This window comes from Bradyrhizobium tunisiense, from assembly GCF_042263385.1.
Taxonomy (GTDB): Bacteria; Pseudomonadota; Alphaproteobacteria; order Rhizobiales; family Xanthobacteraceae; genus Bradyrhizobium; species Bradyrhizobium tunisiense.
In genome coordinates this window covers 96,532-119,615 of sequence record NZ_JBHLEV010000001.1, presented here as the reverse complement: position 1 = coordinate 119,615, position 23,084 = coordinate 96,532, and the positions used below count along the sequence as shown (strand labels likewise).

At 64.0% G+C, this 23,084-nt stretch carries 24 protein-coding genes and 1 pseudogene; 16 read left to right on the top strand and 9 right to left on the bottom strand.

What is annotated here, in order from left to right; translation table 11 throughout:
• Window positions 1-294: 294 nt before the first annotated feature.
• Window positions 295-1,791, bottom strand: a complete 1,497-nt coding sequence (locus ACFDR6_RS00590; RefSeq protein ID WP_212088170.1) for a sigma-54-dependent transcriptional regulator — start codon at window positions 1,789-1,791, stop codon at window positions 295-297.
• Between the two features lie 127 nt (window positions 1,792-1,918).
• On the opposite strand from ACFDR6_RS00590, the gene ACFDR6_RS00585 reads away from it, so the two are divergent.
• The 12 genes from ACFDR6_RS00585 (at window position 1,919) to ACFDR6_RS00530 (ending at window position 12,750) form a co-directional block, all read left to right on the top strand.
• Window positions 1,919-3,856, top strand: coding sequence for a M3 family oligoendopeptidase (locus ACFDR6_RS00585; RefSeq protein WP_212088172.1), 1,938 nt, complete (start codon window positions 1,919-1,921; stop codon window positions 3,854-3,856).
• An 86-nt stretch (window positions 3,857-3,942) separates the two neighbouring features.
• Complete coding sequence (locus ACFDR6_RS00580) at window positions 3,943-4,167, top strand: AbrB/MazE/SpoVT family DNA-binding domain-containing protein (protein WP_212088174.1); 225 nt, start codon at window positions 3,943-3,945, stop codon at window positions 4,165-4,167.
• A 12-nt stretch (window positions 4,168-4,179) separates the two neighbouring features.
• Entirely contained in the window at window positions 4,180-4,575 is a 396-nt protein-coding gene (locus ACFDR6_RS00575) for a type II toxin-antitoxin system death-on-curing family toxin (RefSeq protein WP_375857048.1), read from the top strand.
• A 97-nt stretch (window positions 4,576-4,672) separates the two neighbouring features.
• The gene (locus tag ACFDR6_RS00570) at window positions 4,673-4,825 is read left to right on the top strand and encodes an aa3-type cytochrome c oxidase subunit IV (protein WP_008136857.1); all 153 of its coding nucleotides are present in this window, start codon (window positions 4,673-4,675) and stop codon (window positions 4,823-4,825) included.
• 139 nt (window positions 4,826-4,964) lie between these two features.
• Complete coding sequence (locus tag ACFDR6_RS00565; protein ID WP_375857046.1) at window positions 4,965-6,092, top strand: Re/Si-specific NAD(P)(+) transhydrogenase subunit alpha; 1,128 nt, start codon at window positions 4,965-4,967, stop codon at window positions 6,090-6,092.
• A gap of 12 nt (window positions 6,093-6,104) precedes the next feature.
• Window positions 6,105-6,422 carry a proton-translocating transhydrogenase family protein gene (locus ACFDR6_RS00560; RefSeq protein WP_028138374.1) on the top strand — a complete coding sequence of 106 codons (318 nt, stop codon included), beginning with the start codon at window positions 6,105-6,107 and terminating at the stop codon, window positions 6,420-6,422.
• A gap of 38 nt (window positions 6,423-6,460) precedes the next feature.
• Window positions 6,461-7,858, top strand: a complete 1,398-nt coding sequence (locus ACFDR6_RS00555) for an NAD(P)(+) transhydrogenase (Re/Si-specific) subunit beta (protein ID WP_317241065.1) — start codon at window positions 6,461-6,463, stop codon at window positions 7,856-7,858.
• A gap of 159 nt (window positions 7,859-8,017) precedes the next feature.
• Window positions 8,018-8,812: an alpha/beta hydrolase gene (locus ACFDR6_RS00550; protein WP_212088182.1), complete on the top strand. Its 795-nt coding sequence runs from the start codon at window positions 8,018-8,020 to the stop codon at window positions 8,810-8,812.
• A complete protein-coding gene (locus ACFDR6_RS00545) occupies window positions 8,772-10,244 on the top strand; it encodes a sodium:proton antiporter (protein ID WP_375857045.1) in 1,473 nt (490 codons plus the stop codon). Before ACFDR6_RS00550 ends, ACFDR6_RS00545 begins: the two co-directional genes overlap by 41 nt.
• Before the next feature lie 49 nt (window positions 10,245-10,293).
• A complete protein-coding gene (locus tag ACFDR6_RS00540; protein WP_212088184.1) occupies window positions 10,294-11,391 on the top strand; it encodes a calcium:cation antiporter in 1,098 nt (365 codons plus the stop codon).
• Window positions 11,392-11,412: 21 nt separating this feature from the next.
• On the top strand, window positions 11,413-11,697 hold the full coding sequence (locus ACFDR6_RS00535; protein WP_317241063.1) for a cupin domain-containing protein: 285 nt from the start codon (window positions 11,413-11,415) through the stop codon (window positions 11,695-11,697).
• A 93-nt stretch (window positions 11,698-11,790) separates the two neighbouring features.
• Complete coding sequence (locus ACFDR6_RS00530; RefSeq protein WP_375857043.1) at window positions 11,791-12,750, top strand: hypothetical protein; 960 nt, start codon at window positions 11,791-11,793, stop codon at window positions 12,748-12,750.
• A gap of 27 nt (window positions 12,751-12,777) precedes the next feature.
• Here ACFDR6_RS00530 and ACFDR6_RS00525 read toward each other — a convergent pair whose 3' ends face one another.
• Window positions 12,778-13,428 carry a tetratricopeptide repeat protein gene (locus tag ACFDR6_RS00525; protein WP_375857042.1) on the bottom strand — a complete coding sequence of 217 codons (651 nt, stop codon included), beginning with the start codon at window positions 13,426-13,428 and terminating at the stop codon, window positions 12,778-12,780.
• A gap of 245 nt (window positions 13,429-13,673) precedes the next feature.
• Entirely contained in the window at window positions 13,674-13,970 is a 297-nt protein-coding gene (gene rpsU, locus ACFDR6_RS00520) for a 30S ribosomal protein S21 (protein WP_008546194.1), read from the bottom strand.
• A 260-nt stretch (window positions 13,971-14,230) separates the two neighbouring features.
• On the opposite strand from rpsU, the gene aqpZ reads away from it, so the two are divergent.
• Entirely contained in the window at window positions 14,231-14,953 is a 723-nt protein-coding gene (gene aqpZ / locus ACFDR6_RS00515; protein WP_375857040.1) for an aquaporin Z, read from the top strand.
• 47 nt (window positions 14,954-15,000) lie between these two features.
• On the opposite strand, the gene ACFDR6_RS00510 is transcribed toward aqpZ, so the two are convergent.
• Both ACFDR6_RS00510 and purE read right to left on the bottom strand, forming a co-directional pair.
• A complete protein-coding gene (locus ACFDR6_RS00510) occupies window positions 15,001-16,107 on the bottom strand; it encodes a 5-(carboxyamino)imidazole ribonucleotide synthase (protein ID WP_375857038.1) in 1,107 nt (368 codons plus the stop codon).
• On the bottom strand, window positions 16,104-16,592 hold the full coding sequence (gene purE, locus ACFDR6_RS00505) for a 5-(carboxyamino)imidazole ribonucleotide mutase (RefSeq protein ID WP_212088196.1): 489 nt from the start codon (window positions 16,590-16,592) through the stop codon (window positions 16,104-16,106). The genes ACFDR6_RS00510 and purE overlap by 4 nt, the downstream gene beginning before the upstream one ends.
• A gap of 141 nt (window positions 16,593-16,733) precedes the next feature.
• On the opposite strand from purE, the pseudogene ACFDR6_RS00500 reads away from it, so the two are divergent.
• A pseudogene (locus tag ACFDR6_RS00500) lies at window positions 16,734-17,461 on the top strand (GGDEF domain-containing protein).
• Between the two features lie 81 nt (window positions 17,462-17,542).
• On the opposite strand, the gene ACFDR6_RS00495 reads toward ACFDR6_RS00500, so the two are convergent.
• The 3 genes from ACFDR6_RS00495 to ACFDR6_RS00485 form a co-directional block, all read right to left on the bottom strand.
• Window positions 17,543-17,794, bottom strand: a complete 252-nt coding sequence (locus ACFDR6_RS00495; RefSeq protein ID WP_151647513.1) for a hypothetical protein — start codon at window positions 17,792-17,794, stop codon at window positions 17,543-17,545.
• 119 nt (window positions 17,795-17,913) lie between these two features.
• Complete coding sequence (locus ACFDR6_RS00490; RefSeq protein ID WP_212088200.1) at window positions 17,914-18,132, bottom strand: hypothetical protein; 219 nt, start codon at window positions 18,130-18,132, stop codon at window positions 17,914-17,916.
• A 124-nt stretch (window positions 18,133-18,256) separates the two neighbouring features.
• Window positions 18,257-18,463, bottom strand: a complete 207-nt coding sequence (locus ACFDR6_RS00485) for a YdcH family protein (protein WP_008546179.1) — start codon at window positions 18,461-18,463, stop codon at window positions 18,257-18,259.
• A gap of 328 nt (window positions 18,464-18,791) precedes the next feature.
• Here ACFDR6_RS00485 and ACFDR6_RS00480 point away from each other — a divergent pair, with 328 nt between their 5' ends.
• Window positions 18,792-18,971 carry a YdcH family protein gene (locus tag ACFDR6_RS00480; RefSeq protein WP_026201910.1) on the top strand — a complete coding sequence of 60 codons (180 nt, stop codon included), beginning with the start codon at window positions 18,792-18,794 and terminating at the stop codon, window positions 18,969-18,971.
• A gap of 103 nt (window positions 18,972-19,074) precedes the next feature.
• Here the strand turns inward: ACFDR6_RS00480 and ACFDR6_RS00475 are convergent, their stop codons facing one another.
• Window positions 19,075-20,178, bottom strand: coding sequence for an NAD(P)/FAD-dependent oxidoreductase (locus tag ACFDR6_RS00475; RefSeq protein ID WP_317241057.1), 1,104 nt, complete (start codon window positions 20,176-20,178; stop codon window positions 19,075-19,077).
• A 190-nt stretch (window positions 20,179-20,368) separates the two neighbouring features.
• Here ACFDR6_RS00475 and ACFDR6_RS00470 point away from each other — a divergent pair, with 190 nt between their 5' ends.
• Complete coding sequence (locus ACFDR6_RS00470; RefSeq protein ID WP_375857036.1) at window positions 20,369-23,056, top strand: sensor domain-containing protein; 2,688 nt, start codon at window positions 20,369-20,371, stop codon at window positions 23,054-23,056.
• Window positions 23,057-23,084 lie beyond the last annotated feature (28 nt).

Genomic DNA, 23,084 nt, shown 5'->3' with positions numbered 1-23,084 from the left:
CTATGAGTTTCGGCTAAATCGCGCCGGCCTCTCGAAAGTTGCACGCCTGCACGCAACGATTCATACGCAGACGATATACAGGCCCCGGATTTGCAGCCAGCGCTAACCGGGACAACTCACGCCAAACTGACTTCAAGGGCGCCTCTTGGCAACGGATTGTGCGCTTGTCCCACGCGCTTTTCCCTGTGTCTGTCACTTCCAAGTCACGGTTCAGGGCGCAGTCGAATTCTATCGTCTTGCGAACGGCTTACTGCCGGTCTCGCATCGCCCCGCGAACCTCCGTTCGCATGAGGCTCAGTGCGTCTCTTCACCGCTTTTGCCGCCATGCCCGGGAACCCCGGCCTCGTCGAGTTTGCGATAGAGGGTGGACCGGCCGATTCTGAGGCGGCGGGCCACCTCGGACATCTGGCCGCGATAATGCGAGATCGCGAAGCGGATGATCTCGTTCTCCATGTCCTCGAGTGCGCGGACATCGCCGGTCGGGGTCAGCATGGCAAGAGTTCCCGCGGCCGGGAGCGGCGCGATGGGTATTTCATTCCCCGATACCATTGAAGGGGTCGCCGCCGGCTCGAGCATCAGCGGAGCGGTCGGAATCTCGGTTGCGGGATGCGGCTGCGATGCCAGCAGAGGGAAGTCGCCAAGACCGAGCTGATCGCCCTCGCTCATCACCACCGCACGGTAGACGGCGTTTTCGAGCTGGCGGATGTTGCCGGGCCAGTCGAGTTGGGCGAGATGTGCCATGGCCTCGCCGCTGATGCCGGTGATCTGGCGGTTCTCTTCGGCGGCAAAGCGCGCCAGGAAATGCCGGAGCAGATGCGGGACGTCCTCGCGCCGGGCCCGGAGCGAGGGGATCGTCAGCGGCAGCACGTGCAGGCGATAGAACAGGTCTTCGCGGAAGTGTCCCTGTTTCACCCGCTCCAGCAGCCGGCGATTGGTCGCCGAGACGATGCGGACGTCGACCTTGACAGGCTTGCGGCCGCCGACGGCCTCGACCGCGCCTTCCTGGAGCGCGCGCAGCAGCTTGACCTGCGCAGTCAGCGGCAGCTCGCTGACCTCGTCCAGAAACAGCGTGCCGCCATGAGCTTCGACGAATTTGCCCATGTGCCGCTCGGTGGCGCCGGTGAAAGCCCCCTTTTCGTGGCCGAACAGAATGGACTCGACGAGGTTGTCGGGGATCGCGCCGCAATTGACCGCGACGAACGGCTTTGCCTTGCGCTCGCCGCTGCCATGGATGGCGCGCGCGAACAGCTCCTTGCCGACGCCGGACTCGCCTTCGATCAGAACGGGAATCGCGGAGTTCGCCGCCTTCTGCGCGGCGCGCATCACGCCGGCCATCGCTTCGGAGCGGGTGATGATGTCCGAGAAGGTCAGCCGGCCCTCGCGGCTGTGCCGGATGCGCTGCAATTCGCCCTTGAGCGCGGAGGCGTTGAGCGCATTGCGCAAGGAGACCTGGAGCCGTTCCACACCGACCGGCTTGACCACGAAATCGGCCGCACCGGCGCGCATCGCCGAAATCACGTTGTCGATGCCGCCATGGGCGGTCTGCACGATGACGGGGACGCTGAGGCCGGCGTCACGGATCTTCGCCAGCACGCCCATGCCGTCGAGGCCGGGCATCACGAGATCGAGGATGACGGCATCGATCGGCGCTGCATCGGGGGCGGTGAGGGCGGCGATCGCGGCGTCGCCGGAATCCACGACGACCGTCTCATAGCCGCATTTCTGCACCATGTTCTCGACCAGCCGGCGAGCTACGGCGTCGTCGTCGGCGATCAAAATACTGGCAGCCATGGTGTTCCCCGCACGCTACTACTATCTGTCTCGAATCGGGGCACTCTGGCCGAAGCCGATTAACGCACTCTTAAACCTTGATGCCCCAGCCCGCCGTCGCGATTGTTGAACACAGGTTTCCCACACAATGACTTCGCGCTCCAAGAACGCTCTTGAAAAGCACGCTCTCCGCAAGCCTGCCGCTAAAGCATCCGCCGTCAAGAAATCTGCCGCCAAGAAAACTCCAGCCAAGGCAAAGTCCTCCAAAACGTCACTCGCCAGATCTTCGTCGGCAAAGCCTGCGAGCAAGACCGGCAAGCTTCCGGAGTGGAACCTGGCTGATCTTTATTCCGGGATCGATGCGCCGGAAGTGGCGCGCGATCTCGAAAAGATGGATGCCGACTGTGTCGCGTTCGAGACCGACTACAAGGGCAAGCTGGCGACAGGGACAGCAAACGAAGATGGCGGAAAATGGCTCGCGGAGGCGGTGCGACGCTATGAGGCGATCGACGATCTCGCCGGCCGTCTCGGCTCCTATGCCGGCCTCATCCATGCCGGTGACAGCGTGGACCCCAAGATTTCAAAGTTTTACGGGGATGTCTCCGAGCGGCTGACGGCCGCGTCCACGCATCTGTTGTTCTTCGCGCTCGAGCTCAATCGCGTCGATGACGATATTTTGAACCACGCGATGCAAACGCCCGAGCTCGCGTACTACCGTCCGTGGATCGAGGATCTCCGCAAGGAGAAGCCGTATCAGCTCGACGACAAGCTAGAGCAGCTCTTCCTGGAGAAGGCGCAGACCGGCTATTCCGCCTTCAACCGGCTGTTCGACCAGACCATCTCCAGCCTGCGCTTCAAGGTCGGGTCCAAGGAGCTGGCGATCGAGCCGACGCTCAATCTGTTGCAGGACCGCGACGGTGCCAAGCGCAAGGCCGCAGCGGAGGCGCTGGCCAAGACCTTCAAGGCCAATGAGCGTACCTTTGCGCTGATCACCAATACGCTCGCCAAGGACAAGGACATCTCCGACCGCTGGCGCGGCTTCAAGGACGTCGCGGATTCCCGCCATCTGAACAACCGCGTCGAACGCGAGGTGGTGGATGCGCTGGTCGCTTCCGTGCGCGCGGCCTATCCAAAGCTGTCGCATCGCTATTACGCGCTCAAGGCGAAGTGGTTCGGTAAGAAGCGGCTCGCATACTGGGACCGCAACGCGCCGCTGCCCTTTGCCGCGACCGACATCATCGGCTGGCCCGATGCACGCAACATGGTGCTGACGGCCTACCGCGGCTTCTCGCCCAGGATGGCCGACATTGCCGAGCGTTTCTTCACCGATCGCTGGATCGACGCGCCGGTGCGCCCGGGCAAGGTGCCGGGCGCTTTCTCGCATCCGACCACGCCGTCGGCGCACCCTTATGTGCTGATGAACTACCAGGGCAAGCCGCGCGACGTGATGACGCTCGCCCATGAGCTCGGCCATGGCGTGCATCAGGTGCTGGCGGCGAAGAACGGCGCGCTGATGGCGCCGACGCCGCTGACGCTGGCCGAGACCGCGAGCGTGTTCGGGGAGATGCTGACCTTCCGGCGGCTGCTCGCGCAGACCAAGAGCGCCAAGCAGCGCCAGGCGCTGCTGGCCGGCAAGGTCGAGGACATGATCAACACCGTGGTGCGCCAGATCGCGTTCTATTCGTTCGAGCGCGCGGTCCACACCGAGCGCAAGAACGGCGAGCTCACCGCGACGCGGCTCGGCGAGATCTGGCTGTCGGTGCAGGGCGAGAGCCTGGGGCCGGCCATCGAGATCAAGGCAGGCTACGAGAACTACTGGATGTACATCCCGCACTTCATCCATTCGCCGTTCTACGTCTACGCCTATGCCTTCGGCGATTGCCTGGTGAACTCGCTCTATGCGGTCTACGAGAACGCGGCCGAGGGTTTTGCCGAGCGCTATCTCGACATGCTCGCGGCCGGCGGCACCAAGCACTATTCCGAGCTGCTGCGGCCGTTCGGATTGGATGCCAAGGACCCTAAGTTCTGGGACGGCGGGCTCAGCGTCATCGCGGGGATGATCGACGAGCTGGAGGCGATGGGCTGAGGGGAGCCGGGCGACGTCCGTCAAACATCTGTTCAACCGACCCTCTGGCTATGTTATACGTATGTATAACGCGGTAGATGTCGGCCATGAAAATCGAGATCAAGAAGATCGGCAATTCGGACGGGCTATTGCTGCCTCGTGAATTGATGCAACGGCTCGATCTCAAGCGCGGGCAGCAATTGCACATCGTGGAACTACCCGGCGGTGGTTTCCAGCTGTTGCCTTACGATCCCGACTTCGGGCGGACAATGGAAATTGCCGACGAGCTGATGGACAAATATCGCGACACGCTCGCCGCGCTTGCCAAATAGCCGGCTGCGCGCATGAGCGATCTTCAGGGGCCGCTCTGGATCACCCACGAGCAGGCCGTCGCAATTCATGGCCGGCAACTTCGCCGTTTTGGCGGGGCGCCAGGATTGCGCGACGAAGGCATGCTACGCTCCGCGCTAGAGTGGCCGGTCACCAAATGGCGCTGTGAGCAGGCGTCGATGGACGAACTCGCTGCAGCATACGCATTCGGCCTTGCGAAAAATCATGCATTCGTCGATGGAAACAGGCGCATCGCTTTCATGGCGATGATGGTCTTTCTGCACAAGAACGGTGCTGCCTTTATTCCCGATCCAGCGGAAGCGGCCACTATTGTCCTGTCCCTTGCCGCCGGCGAAGTCAGCGAGGAAAGCCTCGCGCGCTGGATCCGGGACAATTGGAATTCCAAATGACCCGATTTGCGGGAAAACCGCGTCCAGGTGCCGTTGCCCTGCCCGAAGCTTTGCGGTATCCCAGCCCAAGAATTCGACTTTCGACTGGGGACAATACATGGCTGACCATAGCGAAGTGGCGTACACCACCGCCGACGGCAACGATTACGTTGCCCACGAGCAGACCTATGAGGGCTTCATCAAGCTGGTGAAGTACGGCACGGCCTCGGTCGCGCTCATCGTCATTCTGATGGCGATCTTCCTGACCTGATCTGTCGGCAGGCTGCACACGCCAGCGGCAGTCACTGCCCAGAATATTTGCATCCAAGCCGGTCCCAAAACCGGTATCGAACGCTGCGGGAGTAACGCTTAGTTTTGCGCGCGCGCTGTCCCGCGCCGCCGGAGGGCCTATGAAGATCGCCGTTGCCAAGGAAATCGATCCGTCGGAGCCGCGGGTCGCCGCTTCGCCTGATACGGTGAAGAAGTTTAAGGCGTTGGGCGCCGAGATCGCCGTTGAGCCGGGCGCCGGCATCAAATCGGGCCTGCCGGATTCGGAATTCACCGCCGTAGGCGCCACCGTCAGCACGGACGCGCTGAAAGACGCCGACATCATCATCAAGGTGAAGCGCCCCGAGGCCTCGGAGCTGTCGCAGTACAAGCGCGGCGCGCTCGTCATCGCCATCATGGATCCCTACGGCAACGAGGCCGCGCTGAAGACGATCGCCGATGCCGGTGTCTCCGCCTTCGCGATGGAGCTGATGCCGCGCATCACGCGCGCGCAGGTGATGGACGTGCTGTCTTCGCAGGCGAACCTTGCCGGTTACCGCGCCGTGATCGAGGGCGCCGAGGCCTTCGGCCGCGCCTTCCCGATGATGATGACGGCGGCCGGCACCGTGCCTGCGGCCAAGGTGTTCGTGATGGGTGTCGGCGTCGCCGGCCTCCAGGCCATCGCGACCGCGCGCCGCCTCGGCGCCGTCGTGACCGCGACCGACGTGCGGCCTGCGACGAAGGAACAGGTCGAATCGCTCGGCGCAAAATTCCTCGCCGTCGAGGACGAGGAGTTCAAGAACGCCCAGACCGCCGGCGGCTACGCCAAGGAGATGTCCAAGGAGTATCAGGCCAAGCAGGCTGCGCTCACCGCCGAGCACATCAAGAAGCAGGACATCGTGATCACCACCGCGCTGATCCCGGGCCGGCCGGCGCCGAAGCTGGTCAGCGCCGAGATGGTCAAGTCGATGAAGCCGGGCTCGGTGCTGGTCGACCTCGCCGTCGAGCGCGGCGGCAATGTCGAAGGCGCGAAGCCGGGCGAGGTCGTCGATCTCGATGGCATCAAGATCGTCGGCTACACCAATGTCGCCGGTCGCGTCGCGGCCTCGGCCTCCAGCCTATATGCGCGCAATTTGTTCTCCTTCATCGAGACCATGGTCGACAAGACAGAGAAGAAGCTCGCCGTCAATTGGGACGACGAGCTGGTCAAGGCGACCGCGCTCACGAAAGACGGCGCCGTCATCCACCCGAACTTCCAGCCGAAGGCATAAGGAGAGATCGCCATGGAGCATGTTGCACAGGTCGTCGACCCCTTCGTCTTCCGGCTGTCGATCTTCGTCCTCGCCGTCTTCGTCGGTTATTTCGTGGTGTGGTCGGTGACGCCGGCGCTGCACACCCCGCTGATGAGCGTGACCAACGCGATCTCCTCGGTGATCGTGGTCGGTGCGCTGCTCGCGGTCGGCGTCGGCATGGTTTCGAGCGGCTCGGGCTGGGCGCGCGGCTTCGGTTTCGTCGCGCTCATCTTCGCCTGCGTGAACATTTTTGGCGGCTTCCTTGTCACCCAGCGCATGCTGGCGATGTACAAGAAGAAAGCCAAGTAAGCGGCCACCTCGGGCTGATGGGATAATGGGGACCTGAGATGAGCGCCAACCTCTCTGCATTTTTGTATCTCGTGGCGGGAGTGCTGTTCATCCTGTCGCTGCGCGGGCTGTCGAGCCCGGCGACGTCGCGCCAGGGCAATTTGTTCGGCATGATCGGCATGGGCATCGCGGTCGCGACCACGCTCGCCAGTCATCCGCCGGCGGACGGAGTCGCCTGGATCCTGGTGATCCTCGGCATCGCCATTGGTGGCGCCATCGGCGCGGTGATCGCGCGCCGCGTGCCGATGACCTCGATGCCGGAACTGGTCGCGGCCTTCCACTCGCTGGTCGGCATGGCCGCCGTGCTGGTCGCCGCCGGCGCGTTCTACGCGCCCGAGGCGTTCGACATCGGCACGCCCGGCAACATCCATGCCTCCAGCCTGATCGAAATGTCGCTCGGCGTCGCCATCGGCGCGCTGACCTTCACCGGCTCGGTGATTGCGTTCCTGAAGCTGTCCGCGCGCATGAGCGGCGCGCCGATCATCCTGCCGTTCCGCCACATCATCAACATCGTGCTTGCGTTGGCGCTGGTGTTCTTCATTTTCGGCCTGGTTCGTTCCGGCAGTGCGGTCGATTTCTGGCTGATCACAATCATCGCGCTGGTGCTCGGCGTGCTGATGATCATCCCGATCGGCGGCGCTGACATGCCGGTCGTGATCTCGATGCTGAACTCCTACTCCGGCTGGGCTGCGGCCGGCATCGGCTTCACGCTCGGCAATTCGGCGCTGATCATCACCGGCGCGCTGGTCGGATCAAGCGGTGCGATCCTGTCCTACATCATGTGCCACGCGATGAACCGGTCCTTCATCTCGGTCATCCTCGGCGGCTTCGGCGGCGAGACCGCCGCGGCCGGCGGCGGCACGGGCGAGCAGAAGCCCGCCAAGCTCGGCTCGGCGGACGATGCGGCCTTCATCATGAAGAACGCGCAGAAGGTCATCATCGTGCCCGGCTACGGCATGGCGGTGGCGCAGGCCCAGCATGCGCTGCGCGAGATGGGCGACATCCTGAAGAAGGAAGGCGTCGAGGTGAAATACGCCATTCACCCGGTTGCCGGCCGCATGCCCGGTCACATGAACGTGCTGCTCGCCGAAGCCAACGTGCCCTATGACGAGGTGTTCGAGCTCGAGGACATCAACTCCGAATTCGCGCAGGCCGACATCGCCTTCGTGATCGGCGCCAACGACGTCACCAACCCGGCGGCCGAAGAGGACAAGACCTCGCCGATCTACGGCATGCCCGTGCTGCAGGTCTGGAAGGCCGGCACCGTGATGTTCATCAAGCGCTCGCTCGCCTCGGGTTACGCCGGCATCGACAATCCGCTGTTCTACCGCGACAACACCATGATGCTGCTCGGCGACGCCAAGAAGGTCACCGAGAACATCGTCAAGGCGATGTAGCGCCGAGGCACCCGGACCGTGGCCATCGACAGGAATGGCACCGGTCCCATCGCATGCCACTGAAGGCGACGCGCGAGCAGCGTGTTGCCTGGCGGCCCGAGGTCATGAAATTGCTGCGGAGCCGGCGCAAGCCCTGAGCCGAAAGGCTTGCTGCGCATCATGACCGTCTTCAAGTGGATCGCCGTCCTGCTCGTGACCGTCTATTGCGCCGGTCTCGTCATGCTCTATGTCCGGCAGCGCGAGATGCTGTTTCCGATCCCGCGCGTCGGCCGCACCGCCCCCGATGCCGCGGGCCTGCCCGGGGCGGAAGAGCACATCCTGACGACGTCGGACGGCGAAAAGGTCATCGTCTGGCACGTGCCGGCAAAGCCCGGCCGTCCCGTGATCCTGTACTTCCCGGGCAATGGTGATTTTCTCGCCGGCCGCGTCAGCCGCTTCAAGGCGATGACGGCTGACGGTACCGGGCTCGTCGCGCTGTCCTATCGTGGCTATGCCGGCTCGAGCGGCGCGCCGAGTGAGCAGGGCCTGCTGCGCGACGCTGCAGCCGCGTATGCCTTCACGAGCGCGCGCTATGCGGCGGAACGCATCGTCGCCTGGGGGTTTTCACTCGGGACAGGCGTCGCGGTTGCCATCGCCTCGGAGCATCGCGTTGGAAAACTCATCCTGGAGGCGCCCTATACATCGACGGCCGACATTGCGGCGGCATCGTTCTGGTACGTTCCGGTCCGCCTGCTGATGCGTGATCCCTTCCATTCCGACGAGCGCATCGCGCGCGTCACTGTGCCGCTCCTCGTGATGCATGGCACCAACGATCTTGCCATTCCGATCGCGTTCGGAGAGCGTCTGTTCGCGCTCGCCCATGAGCCCAAGCGGTTCGTCCGCATGGCCGGCGGGCACGACGATCTCGATCAATATGGCGCAATCGAAACGGCGAGAGACTTCATTGGCAATTGACAGCTTGTTTGCACGCCGCGGTTCTGCGCTTGCCGTCTTCTGCCTGCCTCTTCTGCCCCAGGATGCGCTTGCGGCGACCGGGCTGGACGGGGCGGCGATGCGCTGGCCCTATGCGCTGCCCTTTGCCGGCCTGTTGCTGTCGATCGCGCTGGGCCCGCTGCTGTTTCCGAAGATCTGGCATCATCACTACGGCAAGATCGCAGCTGCGTGGTCGGTGCTGGCACTTGCCGCGCTCATTGTCTTTGCCGGCAGCACGGCGACGCTGGCGGCGCTCGTCCATGCCATGCTCGCCGAATATCTCGGCTTCATCGTGCTGCTGTTCGCGCTCTATGTCGTGGCCGGCGGCATCCTCATCACCGGCGACATCAAGGCGACGCCCGCGACCAATTTGGGCATCCTTGCGCTGGGCACGTTCGGGGCGAGCATCGTCGGCACCACCGGTGCTGCGATGATCCTGATCCGTCCGTTGATCCGCGCCAACCGGCCTCGGCGCCACAACACCCATGTCGTCGTTTTCTTCATCATCCTCGTCGCCAATGTCGGCGGCGCGCTGAGCCCGCTCGGCGATCCCCCGCTGTTCGTCGGCTTCCTGCATGGCGTCGACTTCTTCTGGACCACGCGGACGATCTGGTTGCAGACCGCGATCGTGGCCGGGCTGCTGCTCGCCATCTTCGCCGTCATCGACCTCTGGCGCTTTCGCAGCGAGCCGCCGGCCGCCGATACCGGCCGCGGGGAGCCGCTGCGCATCCGCGGCCTCGTCAATCTGGTGCTGATCGCGGCCATCGTCGCGAGCCTGCTGGCGTCGGCGATGTGGAAGCCTGGCATTGCCTTCGACATTTTCGGCACCAAGCTGGAACTGGAGGACGTCGTGCGCAATCTGGCGATGCTGGCCATCGCTGCGCTCTCGGTATGGCTGACGCCCGACGAGCACAGGCAGGCCAACGGCTTCACCTGGGAGCCGATCCGCGAGGTCGCAAAACTGTTCGCGGGAATCTTCGTCGCCATCATCCCGGTCATTGCCATGCTCAATGCCGGTCATCACGGTGCCTTCGCCTGGCTGCTGTCGGCGGTGACTGCGCCGGACGGTGCGCCGCGCGAAGTCGCCTATTTCTGGTTCACGGGTCTGATGTCCGCGTTCCTCGACAATGCGCCGACCTATCTGTTGTTCTTCGAGCTGGCCGGCGGCGACCCGCAAGTGCTGATGCACCAGCTCTCGGGCACGCTCGCCTCGATCTCCATGGGGGCCGTCTACATGGGGGCGCTCACCTATATCGGCAACGCGCCGAACTTCATGGTGAGCAGCATCGCCGGCGAGAACGGCATCAAAATGCCGAGCTTCTTCGGCTATCTCCTGCGCGCCGGCGCCGTGCTGATCCCCCTGTTCGTGCTGCTGACGCTGCTGCCGGTCGCGCCGTTCCTGGACTGGCATTGAATCTCGCGCCTGATTTGCTACTGCTCATCCAGGAAAATGGAAGCTGTGGATGAGCGCGCATAGTCCGATGCCCCGGTCGACCTGGATCTTTCCGGCGCTCGCCGTGCTGTTGTTCGCAGCCGTCAGCGCGACGGACTACGTGTTCACGCTGTCGCCGGGCGGGCTCGTCTTCGCCATCGTGCTTCTGGTCATCCTGTTCGGCGCGGTGTTCGCCGCGGTTCATCATGCCGAAGTGATCGCGGAGCGGGTCGGCGAACCCTATGGCACGCTGGTGCTGACGCTCTCGGTGACCATCATCGAGGTCGCACTGATCACCACGATCATGCTCGGCGACAAGCCTGCCCCGGCACTGGCGCGCGACACCGTGTTCGCCGTGGTCATGATCGTCTGCAACGGCCTCGTCGGACTTTGCATCTTCATCGGCGGCCTGCGCTATCGCGAGCAGGGTTTTCAGCTCTCCGGCGCCAACGTCTATCTCAGCGTCCTGTTCGCGCTCGCGACCATCACGCTGATCATGCCGAACTACACCACCACCGCGCCCGGGCCCGTCTATTCGGCGATTCAGCTCGGTTTCGTCGACGTGGTCACGCTGGCCCTGTACGGCGTGTTTCTCTACACCCAGACCGTCCTGCACAAGGATTACTTCGTTCACGAGCGGTCGGACGGCGGCAGCGGCGAGGCGCATCAGTCGAGCAGGATGCTGGTGCTCAGCGTCGTGCTGCTGCTGGTTGCGCTGCTTGCGGTCGTGCTGCTCGCCAAGAAGTTCTCGCTCGTGGTCGACGCCGTCGCGATCAAGATCGGCGCCCCGCCGGCCTTTACCGGACTTCTGGTCGCGCTCCTGATCCTGATGCCGGAAGGCCTCGCGGCCGTCTCGGCGGCCCGCAAGAACGACCTCCAGAAGAGCATCAACCTGGCGCTGGGCTCGTCGCTGGCGACCATCGGGCTGACCATCCCGGCCGTCGGCGTTGCCACCTACGCGCTCGACAAGGAGCTCGAGCTCGGCCTCAACGCCCAGGGCAGCGTGCTCTTGCTCCTGACCTTCTTCCTGAGCATGCTGACCTTCGGCACAGGCAGGACCAATGTCCTGTTCGGACTGGTCCATATGGTGGTATTTGCGGTCTATGTGTTCATGGTCTTCGTGCCCTGAAGCGCAATAGGGGGAGTTCCGATGCTTGCCGCCAGGTCCGAGGTTCAGGTCGACAATGAGGAGGTCCGGGTGACGGAATGGCGCCTTCCGCCCGGCAGTGCCACCGGGCATCACACCCACGGCATGGACTACGTCATTGTTCCCGTTGCGGCGGGTGAAATGACCATCGTGGCGCCCGGTGGGGAGCGTTCCAAGGCGCAGCTTGCGGCCGGGAAATCCTATTTCCGCAAGGCCGGCGTCCAGCATGACGTACTTAACGAAACCTCAACCGAGATCGTGTTCCTTGAGATCGAGCTGAAGCCGTAAGTCCGGCCTTACCCACTTGCCATCGATCCGTCGCAGTTGATCCCTTACTATGCCCCAAAGTTCCCGCATCAGATCGCGCGGGGAGTGGCCGGAATGCTGAAATACCTCGCTAAAATCTCGATGGATATTTTCCCCTCGGTGCTCGCGACGATCATCGGGGCGTATATCGTTAACCATTACATCAACGCCAAGCCGGCGGCTGATGCCCCTGCGGCCGTCGTGGCCCCGGCCGAGGCCGGAAAGAACGGCAACCCCGCCGATGTCGCCAATCTCCCTGCTCCCGGCGTCAAGGCCAAAGGCATTCCCGAAAAGAGCGTGACGGACAAGCCGGCGGCTGAGAAGGCTGCCGACCAGCCGGTCGTCGAGCACAAATCCGCGGATGTGACACCGGCCGAAGCCAGTCCGCGCAGCAAGCCGTCGGCGCGCGAGAAGGCGGCCGCCAAGTCTTCGCCGACGTCGACCCCGGCCGTCACTGCAGCCGCTCCCGCTGCCCCGGTGGCGGAGGCCAATTCGGCGCCGGCTGCGACCCCCGACGCCAACGATCTCGTCCGTGCCGCGATCGAGCGCCTGCGCAAATCGCCTGAGGGCAAGCTGTCCGAAGGCAGGTCGGCTGAGGCCAGATCTTCCGAGACCAAGCCCACCGAGGTTCGCCCGTCCGAGGCCAGATCAGCCGAGAGGCCGACAGAGCCTGCAGTGCGTGAAGCCGCCCGTGCGACGCCAGAGGCCCCGCGGGTCATCAGTATGGAGCCGGCTACGGTCCGTCCGCTGCCGCCGCCAATCACGGTATCGACGCCTTCATCCGAGGCCTATGGCAATGATGGCTCCTCGTCGGCCGGTGCGCCCTACACCGCCTCGGTCAGCAAGGGCGATCCGAATCGGGTGACGCCGCCGGCTGACATTCCCGTGCCGGTGATCGCGCCGCCGCTGGATCTGCGCGCCGACGCCGGCGCCTCCTTGCCGCGGCCGAAGAAGACCAATGTCGCCGACGAGATGCTCTCGGGCATGAAGTCGATGTTCAACTCCGTTCTGCCGAAGAACGCCACCCCCGATTAAGGCAGCGCCTGCGTTGCGCCCCTATCGTCAGCCGCCGACGCGGGCGAGGCCGCTGCGCGCGGCATCGTCGCGTGGGCGAAGCGAGACAGCCCTGGTGTAGGACGCCGCCGCCTTGGCCTTGTCGCCCAGCCGTTCATAGGCCTGTCCGCGCGTGGTCCAAACCTGGGCGTTGTGCGGATCGGCCTCGGAGGCCTCATCCAGATCGGCTGCGGCCTCCTTGACCTTGCCGAGCGCGAGATAGCTGGTGGCGCGGCCGAGCAGGGGCTCGACCTTCTGCGGGTTGAGCCCGCTCGCCGCGGTGAAATCGGCGATCGCGAAATCGTGCTGGTTATTGCCTTGATAGATCAGGGCGCGGCCATAGAGCGCCTGCGCATTATAGGGATCCAGTCCGACGGCGCGATTGAACTCGTCGAGTGCCGCCGCAGTCTCGCCTGACTTCGCCAGGGATTGGGCTTTCGCGGTGTGGGCCTGAGCCTCGGTGACGTTGCCGGTGCTCACCGCGCTCTCAACCGGTGCGGCCGCCTTGGGGGTTTCCTGAGGCTTGTCCTTCTCCGGCATCAGCGAGCCCAGATCGAAGGAACAGCCGCACAGCGCGATCCCCATCAAAGCCAGCGCGAACGGCCGCTGCCAGATCTGGCGTAGCCGTGCCAAGCCGCGCTCGGGGAAAGGGGAGGCCATCTACGGTTCGCTCGCGCTAGAGCATGATCGGGACCCGAAGGCCCGCAGCGAAAAGTGTGTAGCGGTTTCCGAAGAGATCATGCCCAGGCAGCAAACTAAAGCGCGATGACAATCTGTCCTATTTTATCGCGCTCTAGCGCCGCATCGGTCGTGCCCCGCCAGGAAAGGCACCGCTCACAAACAATAACGCGGGCCAGAGGCCCGCGTCATCGGAAACTGAAGTCTTGCTAAACGCGCGAGGTCGATCAGCGCGGTCCGCGCGGACCTGCACCCGGGCCGCCACGACCGCCGCGATCGCCACCGGGACCGGCGCCGAACACCGGCTTCGGCTTCATCGGCAGCAGGCCTTCGCGCTGCAGCTTCTTGCGGGCCAGCTTGCGCGCGCGGCGCACGGCTTCGGCCTTTTCGCGGGCCTTCTTCTCGGAGGGCTTTTCGTAGTGACCGCGGAGCTTCATCTCGCGGAAAATTCCCTCGCGCTGCATCTTCTTCTTCAGCGCCTTGAGGGCTTGATCGACATTGTTATCGCGAACGAGAACCTGCACGCGGCATCCTCTTCAGTGGATCGGATTTGAATTCTGGTAAGACGAAGGGGATGGCGAAACGCACAAGCCCTTAACCTTGAGGGCGCGGATGTATCAGACAAAACGGGGGATGTCCACCGGCCAGGCGGGGATTTGGGCCAAGTTCAGCCATTAAATAAGGCAAAATACCTCCGTGCGGCCCTGATTTGGGAGATTTGACGCCAAGTGTGGGGCCGTTTCCGGAGCCTTGTTCCGGAAACTTTGAAAGTAGGGGACGACACATGGATATCAAGAAATACGCCGCTGAGGCCATCGGCACGTTTTGGCTCACATTCGCAGGTTGCGGGAGCGCGGTGATCGCCGCCGGCTTTCCTCAGGTCGGAATCGGCCTGGTCGGCGTCTCCCTCGCGTTCGGCTTGAGCGTCGTCACGATGGCCTATGCCATCGGCCATATCTCGGGTTGCCACCTCAATCCGGCGGTCACGGTCGGTCTTGCCGCAGGCGGCCGTTTTCCCGCCGGGCAGATCCTGCCCTATGTGATCGCCCAGGTGGCCGGTGCGATCGTGGCCGCGTGGCTGCTCTATGTCATCGCCAGCGGGGCTCCCGGATTCGACGTCAGCAAGGGCTTCGCGTCCAACGGCTATGATGCGCATTCGCCGGGCCAGTACAGCATGATCGTCTGCTTCCTCACCGAAGTGGTGATGACCATGATGTTCCTGTTCATCATCATGGGCTCCACCCACGGCCGCGCGCCCGCCGGCTTCGCACCGCTCGCGATCGGGCTCGCGCTGGTGATGATCCATCTCGTCAGCATCCCCGTGACCAACACGTCGGTGAACCCGGCGCGCAGCACGGGCCCGGCGCTGTTCGTCGGCGGCTGGGCGACGGCGCAGCTTTGGCTGTTCTGGGTCGCGCCGCTGATCGGTGGCGCGCTGGGCGGGGTGATCTATCGCTGGCTCAGCGAGGAGCCGGCAGGCGTCGTCGCAGGCGCGAAGACGGCGTAGAGAGCGCTTTCGCGCGAAGCGGGATCGCAGCGATTGCCGCGGTCCTGCTACTTGCTCTTCGTCGGCCCGACTTCGGTAACGTGGCCCATCTTGCGGCCGGGGCGCGGCGTGCCCTTGCCGTAGATGTGCACCGTGGCGCCGGGAACGGTCAGCCATTTGTCGTAATCGTTGATCTCGTCGCCGATCAGATTGGTCATGGTGACGATTTCACCGTGGCGCACCGGCTTGCCGAGCGGCCAGCCGGCGATGGCGCGGATATGCTGCTCGAATTGCGAGACGGAGGCGCCGTCCAGCGTCCAGTGCCCGGAATTGTGCACGCGCGGGGCGATCTCGTTGACCAGCACCTTCGGTCCGGTGCCATTGGCGAGCACGAACATCTCGACGGCGAGGACGCCGACATAGTCGAGCGCGCTCGCGATCTTGCCGGCGATGCTGCGCGCGTCCTCGGCGAGCGAATCCGGGATCGGGGCGGGCGCGCGCGATATCTTCAGGATGTGGTCGCGGTGCTCGTTCTCGGTGACGTCGAAGCATTCGACCTGGCCCGTGATCGAGCGTGCGGCGATCACGGAGATCTCGCGCTCGAACGGCACGAAGGCTTCCAGGATTGCCGATTTCGTGGCGAGGCTGGTCCACACCTTGGCGATGTCGTCGCCCTCGCGGATGATGGTCTGGCCCTTGCCGTCATAACCGAAGCGGCGGGTCTTGAGTACGGCCGGCAGTCCGATCCTGGCGATCGCCTCGCGCAATGAAGCCACTGAGGTGACATCGGCATAGGCTGCAGTGCCGATGCCGAGCCGCGTCACGAAATCCTTCTCGGCGAGCCGGTCCTGGGTGGTCTCGAGAATCTTGCGGTTGGGCAGCACGGGTCGGCGTGCATCGAGCACCATCGCGGCCGCGGCGGGCACGTTCTCGAATTCGTAGGTGATGACGTCGACGTCGCCCGCGAACAGTTCGAGCGCTTCGACATCGGCATATTCGGCGCAGGTCGCGTTCAAGACGACGTCGAAGGCCGGTGAGTCCGGATCGGGCGAGAACACCTGGCAGCGCAGGCCGAGCCGTGCCGCAGCCATGGCCAGCATCCGGCCCAATTGTCCGCCGCCGAGGATTCCGATGGTGTCACCGGGCTTCAGCTTGACGTGCCTGGTATCGCTCACGCCTTGTCCTCCGGGCGCTCGGCGACGGCCTCGGTCTGAGCCTTGCGCCAGGCGGCGAGGCGATTGGACAAGGCCGGGTCGGACAAGGCCAGTACGGAGGCTGCCAGCAGCGCGGCGTTGATCGCGCCGGCCTTGCCGATGGCGAGGGTGCCGACCGGGATGCCGGCCGGCATCTGGACGATCGAATAGAGCGAATCAAGGCCCTTGAGCGTCTTGGATTCGACGGGAACGCCGAACACCGGGAGTTCGGTCAGCGCCGCCGCCATGCCGGGCAGATGGGCCGCGCCTCCAGCGCCGGCGATGATGACTTTGTAACCAGCGGCCTTGGCCCCCTTGGCGAAAGCAAACAGCCGGTCGGGGGTGCGGTGGGCCGAAACGATGCGGGTGTCGGCGGCAACGCCGAGCGCGCCGAGCGTGTCGGCGGCATGCCGCATCGTGTCCCAGTCCGACTGGCTTCCCATGATGATGGCGATCGGCGCGGTCATGACGTTATTGTGCCCGAAAAACAGAAGGATAGGCCAGATTGACGGTTCCGGCCGGCGGCTCGCAAGGCGGTGGCAAGGAGAAGGGAATCCACTATCCTGTCTTGGTGAATCCCCGCAAGCCTTCAATTGAGCAGGATGCCCATGAAGAAACCAAAAAGGGCGAGCGCTGCGAAGGCCAAGAAGGGCCGGAAGACCAGCCTCGGCCGATCCAAAGCGGCCTCTAAGCGGCTGACCAAGCGTCCGGCGAAGCTGCCGGCGCGCGGCGCGTCGTCGGGCGATGGTGGAGCCAAGGACGGCCTCAGTGCGACGATCCGGGGCTTGCGGACCAAGCTCAGGGAGGCGCAGCGGCGGGTCGCGGAACTGGAAGCTGCGGCCGACACCGATTTCCTGCTCGAGATTCCCAACCGGCGCGGCTTCGAGCGGGAGCTGGCGCGCGCCATCGCCTATATGAAGCGCTACCGCGCCAGCGGGGCGCTGATCGTGCTCGACGTCGACCGGCTGAAGCCGATCAACGATTCGTTCGGTCATGGCGCCGGCGACGAGGTGCTCAAGGCGATTGCCGCCACGCTGACACGGCAGGTTCGTGCCTCCGACGTGGTCGGCCGGCTCGGGGGTGACGAGTTCGCGCTGCTGCTCTGGAATCTCAGCGAGACCGACGCCAAGGCGAAGGCCGCGGCGTTTGAGCAGGCGGTCGACGAATTATCCTTTGTCTTTCGCGGCCAGCACGTAACCTCGGGCGCCTCCGCAGGGGTCGCGCTGCTGGGTGCGCAGTCCGACGCAGGCCGCGCCCTGGAGGAGGCGGATGCCGCCATGTATGTGCGCAAGGCGCACCGGCGGCACGAGCCCGGATCAGGCTGGTCAGCAGCTAGCGCATGATCCGGACCCGAAGGGCCGCGTCAGCGAACAGCGTGAAGCGGTGTTCCGACGGGATCATGCTCAAGCAATCAACCTTACAGCGTGGCGAGATCTTCGGGCACGTTGCCGAATTTGCGCAGCAGCGTGGCGTCGCCGAATTCGCCGGTCATGGGATCGCCGCTGCGGCTGAAGGCGACCGCGCCGATATGGCCTGCACCCCGCGATAAGATCTCGGCGCGCCGCAACGCGGCCGTCGAACTCTGGCATTCTTCCGCTGCGCCAGCGACAGGCGAGCCGTCGGCATCGATCAAAAAGGGCATTGCAACGTAATAGGTCACGTCCGACATGGCGTTGCTCCGGTGGAGCATGATCCGGACCCGAAGGGCCGCGTCAGCGAACAGTGTGAAGCGGTTTCCTGTCAGGATCATGCTTAGAACAGAAGCGCGATCTCATCGCGCTTCGAAACTCAGGCGGCGCTGCTCCTGCTCCGCATCTTGCTGCGTGAGGCGTCCGGGATGCAGCCGGCGGAAATCGCCGCCTGCAATTCTTCCAGCTCTGCTTCCAGGTATTCGTTGGCCATGATCAGCGCCTTGATGGTGCTGCGCAGATTGCCATCGCACATCGCGATCGCCTGATCGCAGGCTTGTTCATAATGGCTGTTGTCGAGAAGGGCGGTTGCCGACATCTGCGTTGTCCTTGTCAATTGTTCTGGGCGTTTCCTGGAGGCGCCGGGGTGCCCAAATGTTCCTATTTTGTTCTTTTCGAGTCAAGCGGATTCATGTGGCGGGAGCCGCGAAGCCGCTCACGGATCAGGCGATGATGTCCGGCGTAATCTGGTCTTCGATGAACGCGATGCGGTCACGCAACAACAGCTTGCGCTTCTTCAAACGCTGCAGCCGCAACAGGTCGGGGGCGGGCGATTGATGCAGTGCATCGATTGCCGCATCGAGATCTCGGTGTTCCTGCTGCAACCGGGTGAGCTCGGCTTCGAGCTCACGCTCGTCTTCATTGGTCATGTCTGCGGTGGCCGAAAACCGATGGCGTGAGACTAAGGCTGTGGATGCCCTGTGGAAATTATCGTCCTTGCGCGGCGTGACCGCAAGCGATCTGCAACCCTCGCTCGTCGATCTCCCGCAACATATTTCTGCAGGGCGCTGAGGTGCCGCGCAAGCGCATTGATATCATGGATTTTTCCCGCGCGGTTCCCTTACTCACGCTTCGTTACATATGAATTTTCAAAAATGAAGCTGCGATGACGGATACCCATCGACAGAACGAATCGGTGATGTAGACTTCGTTGTCCGGATCGAATCCTGAGGTTCAACCCTACCGAGGAGGTTTCGAATGACAATTCAGGCACATCTCGTTGAATTGGAGCGGAAGCACAAACTTCTCGAAAACGAATTGCACGAAGCTCTCGTGCACCTTTCAACAGACGACCTGCAAATTGTTGAGTTGAAGCGCCGGAAGTTGATGGTCAAGGACCAGATCGAGCGTCTGAGGCACGGCGACACGCTCCACTAGTAACCCCCGTAACAGCGTAGAGTTGATCGTACCCTCGCAGGGATGAGAGCCTTTGCGCTCATCCCTGCGGCAAGGTGCACACCTTGCAAAGATCCTTGCGCGATTAGATGTTTGCGAGCTCGGCGACGTGATCGGCGATCGCGAGCGACGACGTCAGTCCCGGCGATTCGATACCGAACAGATTGACCAGGCCTGCCACGCCATGGTCGCGCGGGCCCTGCATCAGGAAGTCCTGCGTCGCCACTGCGGGCGGCACGATCTTCGGCCGAATTCCTGAATAGCTCGGCATCAATGCACCGTCGGGAAGTGTCGGCCAGTATCTGCGGATCGCCGGATAGAAGCGCTCGGCGCGTGAGGCGTCGACCTCGTAATTGATCGTCTCGATCCACTCGACGTCGGGGCCGAAGCGCGCCTGTCCTGCCATGTCCAGCGTCAGATGCACCCCCAACCCGCCTGGTTCGGGCACCGGGTAGATCAGGCGCGAGAACGGCGCCTTGGCATTGCAGCTGAAGTAGTTTCCCTTCGCGAGGTAGGCTGGCGGAATCCGGTCCAGCGGCATGCCCTCGATGTTGCGTGCCACATTCGTCGCCGAGAGCCCCGCCGCGTTGACGAGGAGGCTGCATTGCAGCGTCATTGGCGCTTCGCCGCCGGCTTCGATTTCGACGAGGCCGTTCGCTGCCTTGGCGCGGATCAGCGGGGTGTGAAACGCGAAGGCCGCGCCTGATGCCTCGGCTTCGCCGCGCAGCGAGAGCATGTAGGCGTGGCTGTCGATGATGCCCGTCGACGGCGACAGCAGCGCGGCATCGCAGGCGAGCGCCGGTTCCAGCGTGCGTGCCGCCTCGCCTGTGAGCAGCTGCATGTCGAGCACGCCATTGGCCTCGGCATGCGCCTTGATCGATTGCAGCTTCTCGGTCTCCTGCGGGCTGGTCGCGACGATCAGCTTGCCGCAATTCCTGTGCGGGATGCCGCGCTCGGCACAGTAGCGGTAGAGCGCGTGCTTGCCGTCGACGCACATGCGCGCCATCCAGCTCCCGGCGCGGTAGTAGATGCCGGCATGGATCACCTCACTGTTGCGCGACGAGGTGATGGTGCCGATCGCCTCGGCCTCCTCGAGCACGATGACCTCGCGCCCGGCCTGCGCCAGCTTTCGGGCCACCGCGAGCCCGACCACGCCGGCTCCGATGACGACGCAATCGACCCTATCCATGGTTGTGCAGGACGTCCGCTGGCATCAAGTCCGGGGCGAATGGCGCGGAGGCGTTTTCCGTTAAGGAAGAATTTATCATGTCAGGGCAATTGCCGTATTTTACGTCACATTTTTCTGTTGCGCGTACAGGCGTTTACCCGATCCAAACCCGTGAAGCCAGACAATCCGACGTTGAAATCGCGGGTGGCTGATGGCTGAGAAGAACTGGCACGAGGGCAGCACGCTACTGATTGCTGTGCAGGCCGTCGTGTGCCTGGCCGGCACGGTTGCGCCCGCGCGCGCCCTTGCGCTGTCGGACAGCTTCGCCGCGCCGAGCTATCTGGGTCAGCTGGATCCCAACGTGGTCTGGGAAGTCCTGATCGCGGGGATCGTCGTCTGCGCGTTCCTTGCCGCGATCGTGCTGTGGATCCATTCCTCGTTGCGCCGCACCAGGCGTTTGCAGTTGCGTCGCAACGCCTTCGTCTCCTCCGCCATGAACAATCTCAATCAGGGCGTGGTGATGACGGATGCGCAGCGCCGCATCATCTTCTGCAACGACCGCTATCTCGAGATTTACGGCCTGACGCGGTCGGAAGTCTGGACCAACATGAGTGGCCACGAGCTCCTCGAGCTGCGACGGAGGCGCGGCGTGCTCGGCCTCGCCTCCGACGAGGAATTCTACGAGAAAGCGGCAAGCACCAACGGTCTGATCACGGAACTGCCGGATGGACGGGCCATCCTGGTAAAATATTTCGTGCTGCCGAACGGCGGCTCGGTGGCGACACATCTCGACGTCAGCGAGCAGCGCAAGCTGTCGCGACAGCTCGCCTCGACCAAGCAGTTCCTCGAAACGGTGCTGGACAACGTGCCGGCCTGCGTGGCCGCGAAGAACATCGAGGACGGCCGCTATATCTTCGCCAACAGCGCCTATGAGCGGTTCTGGGGGTTCTCGCGGGATTATGTCGTCGGCAAGAATGCGCGCGAGCTGTTCGCGCCCGTCTCGGCGGCCACCATCGAAGCGACCGACCGCGCGGCGCTCAATTCGCCGGACGGTCAATTCCGCAATGAATTCGAGGTCGATCGTGGCGGCGAGCGGCGCATGGTCGCCTCGATCCGGATCGTGGTCCGCGACGAGAACAACAAGCCCGAATTCCTGATGCTCGTGTTCGAGGACATCACTGACCGCCGCGTGCTCTCGAAGGAGCTGGAGAGCGCCAAGAAGTTCCTCGATCTGGTGGTCGACAACATTCCGGTGGCGCTGATCGTCGAGCAGGTCAAGGACGGCCGCTATCTGCTCGCCAATCGCAGCGCGGAGACGATCCTCAACCGCCGGCGCGAGGAGGCCACGGGCCTGACCGCGTCCGACATCTTCAACCTCAAGGAAGCCAAGCTGATCATCGCGCGCGACGAGGCCGCGATCAAGAAGCGGGGGATGATCACCGAGGAGCATCCGATCTCCACCAAGGACGGCCTGCGGCTGTTCCTGACCCGCCGCGCCACCGTGCTCAATGACGCCGGCGAGCCGCAATATCTGATCAAGACCCACGAGGACGTCACCGACCGCCGGCAGACCGAGTCGCGCATGGCGCACATGGCCTATCATGACGGCCTCACCGATTTGCCGAACCGTGCTGCCTTCCTTCAGGCACTGACCCAGATGATCGAGGCCTGCGAAGGCACCGGCGAGGAGTTCGCCGTCCTCTGTGTCGACCTCGACGGCCTCAAGGAGGTCAACGACGTCTTCGGCCACGCGCTCGGCGACAAGCTCCTGATCGAGGTTGCCCAGCGGCTTCAGGACTCCGCGCGTGGCGGCGTGGTGGCGCGTCTGTCCGGCGACGAATTCGGCCTCATCATCGACGGCAAGCAGCCGGACGCGGGCCTTGCACTGGCGCAGCAGCTCGGCGAGGCCGTCGCAAAGGAATTCCAGATCGACGGCCGGGCGGTTCGCGCCGGCGCCACCACCGGCATGGCGGTCTTCCCGCACAATGGCAGCGATGGCGCCGCGCTGCTCGCCAATGCCGGTGCAGCGCTGTTCCGTGCCAAGCAGAAGTCCCGCGGTACGATCAGCCTCTACCAGCCGGAGATGGATCACCAGATCCGCGACCGCCGCGTGCTGCACCAGGACCTGTCGATGGCGATCAAGAACGGCGAGCTCTCACTCGCGTTCCAGCCGCAGGGGGCCGCGGGTGACAGCGTCGCCGAGAGCGAGATCATCGGCTTCGAGGCGCTGGCACGCTGGCAGCATCCGGTGCGCGGCCAGGTCTCGCCGGTCGAATTCATCCCGATCGCCGAAGAGAGCGGCCTGATCGTCGAGATGGGCGAGTGGATCCTGCGCGAGGCCTGCCGCGAGGCGGCGTCCTGGCCAAAGCCGCTCCAGGTCGCGGTCAATCTGTCGCCGGCGCAGTTCATGCACGGCGACGTGGTCGGCCTCGTCCATTCGATCCTGATCGAGACCGGCCTTGCACCCGGCCGGCTCGAGCTGGAAATCACCGAGGGCGTGCTGATCGAGGATTTCGACCGGGGCCTCGCGCTGCTGCGCCGCCTGAAGGCGCTCGGCGTGCGGATCTCCATGGACGATTTCGGCAGCGGCTATTCCTCGCTGAGCTATCTCCAGGCGTTCCCGTTCGACAAGATCAAGATCGATCGCGCCTTCATCGTCAATCTCGGTCGCAACCCGCAATCGGCGGCGATCGTCCGCGCGGTGATCGATCTCGGCCACGGCCTCGAAATGTCGATCATCGCCGAGGGCGTCGAGACGATCGAGCAACTCGCCTTCCTCGCCAAGGAGGGTTGCGACGGCGTGCAGGGTTATCTGCTCGGCAAACCCTTGCCGATCGGGAAATATGCCGGGCTCGTCGGCCGCGCTCAAGTCATGGAGCTTGCGCTCAAGACCGGCTAGAGGCAGGCTCGTCTGACGCCAAATAGTT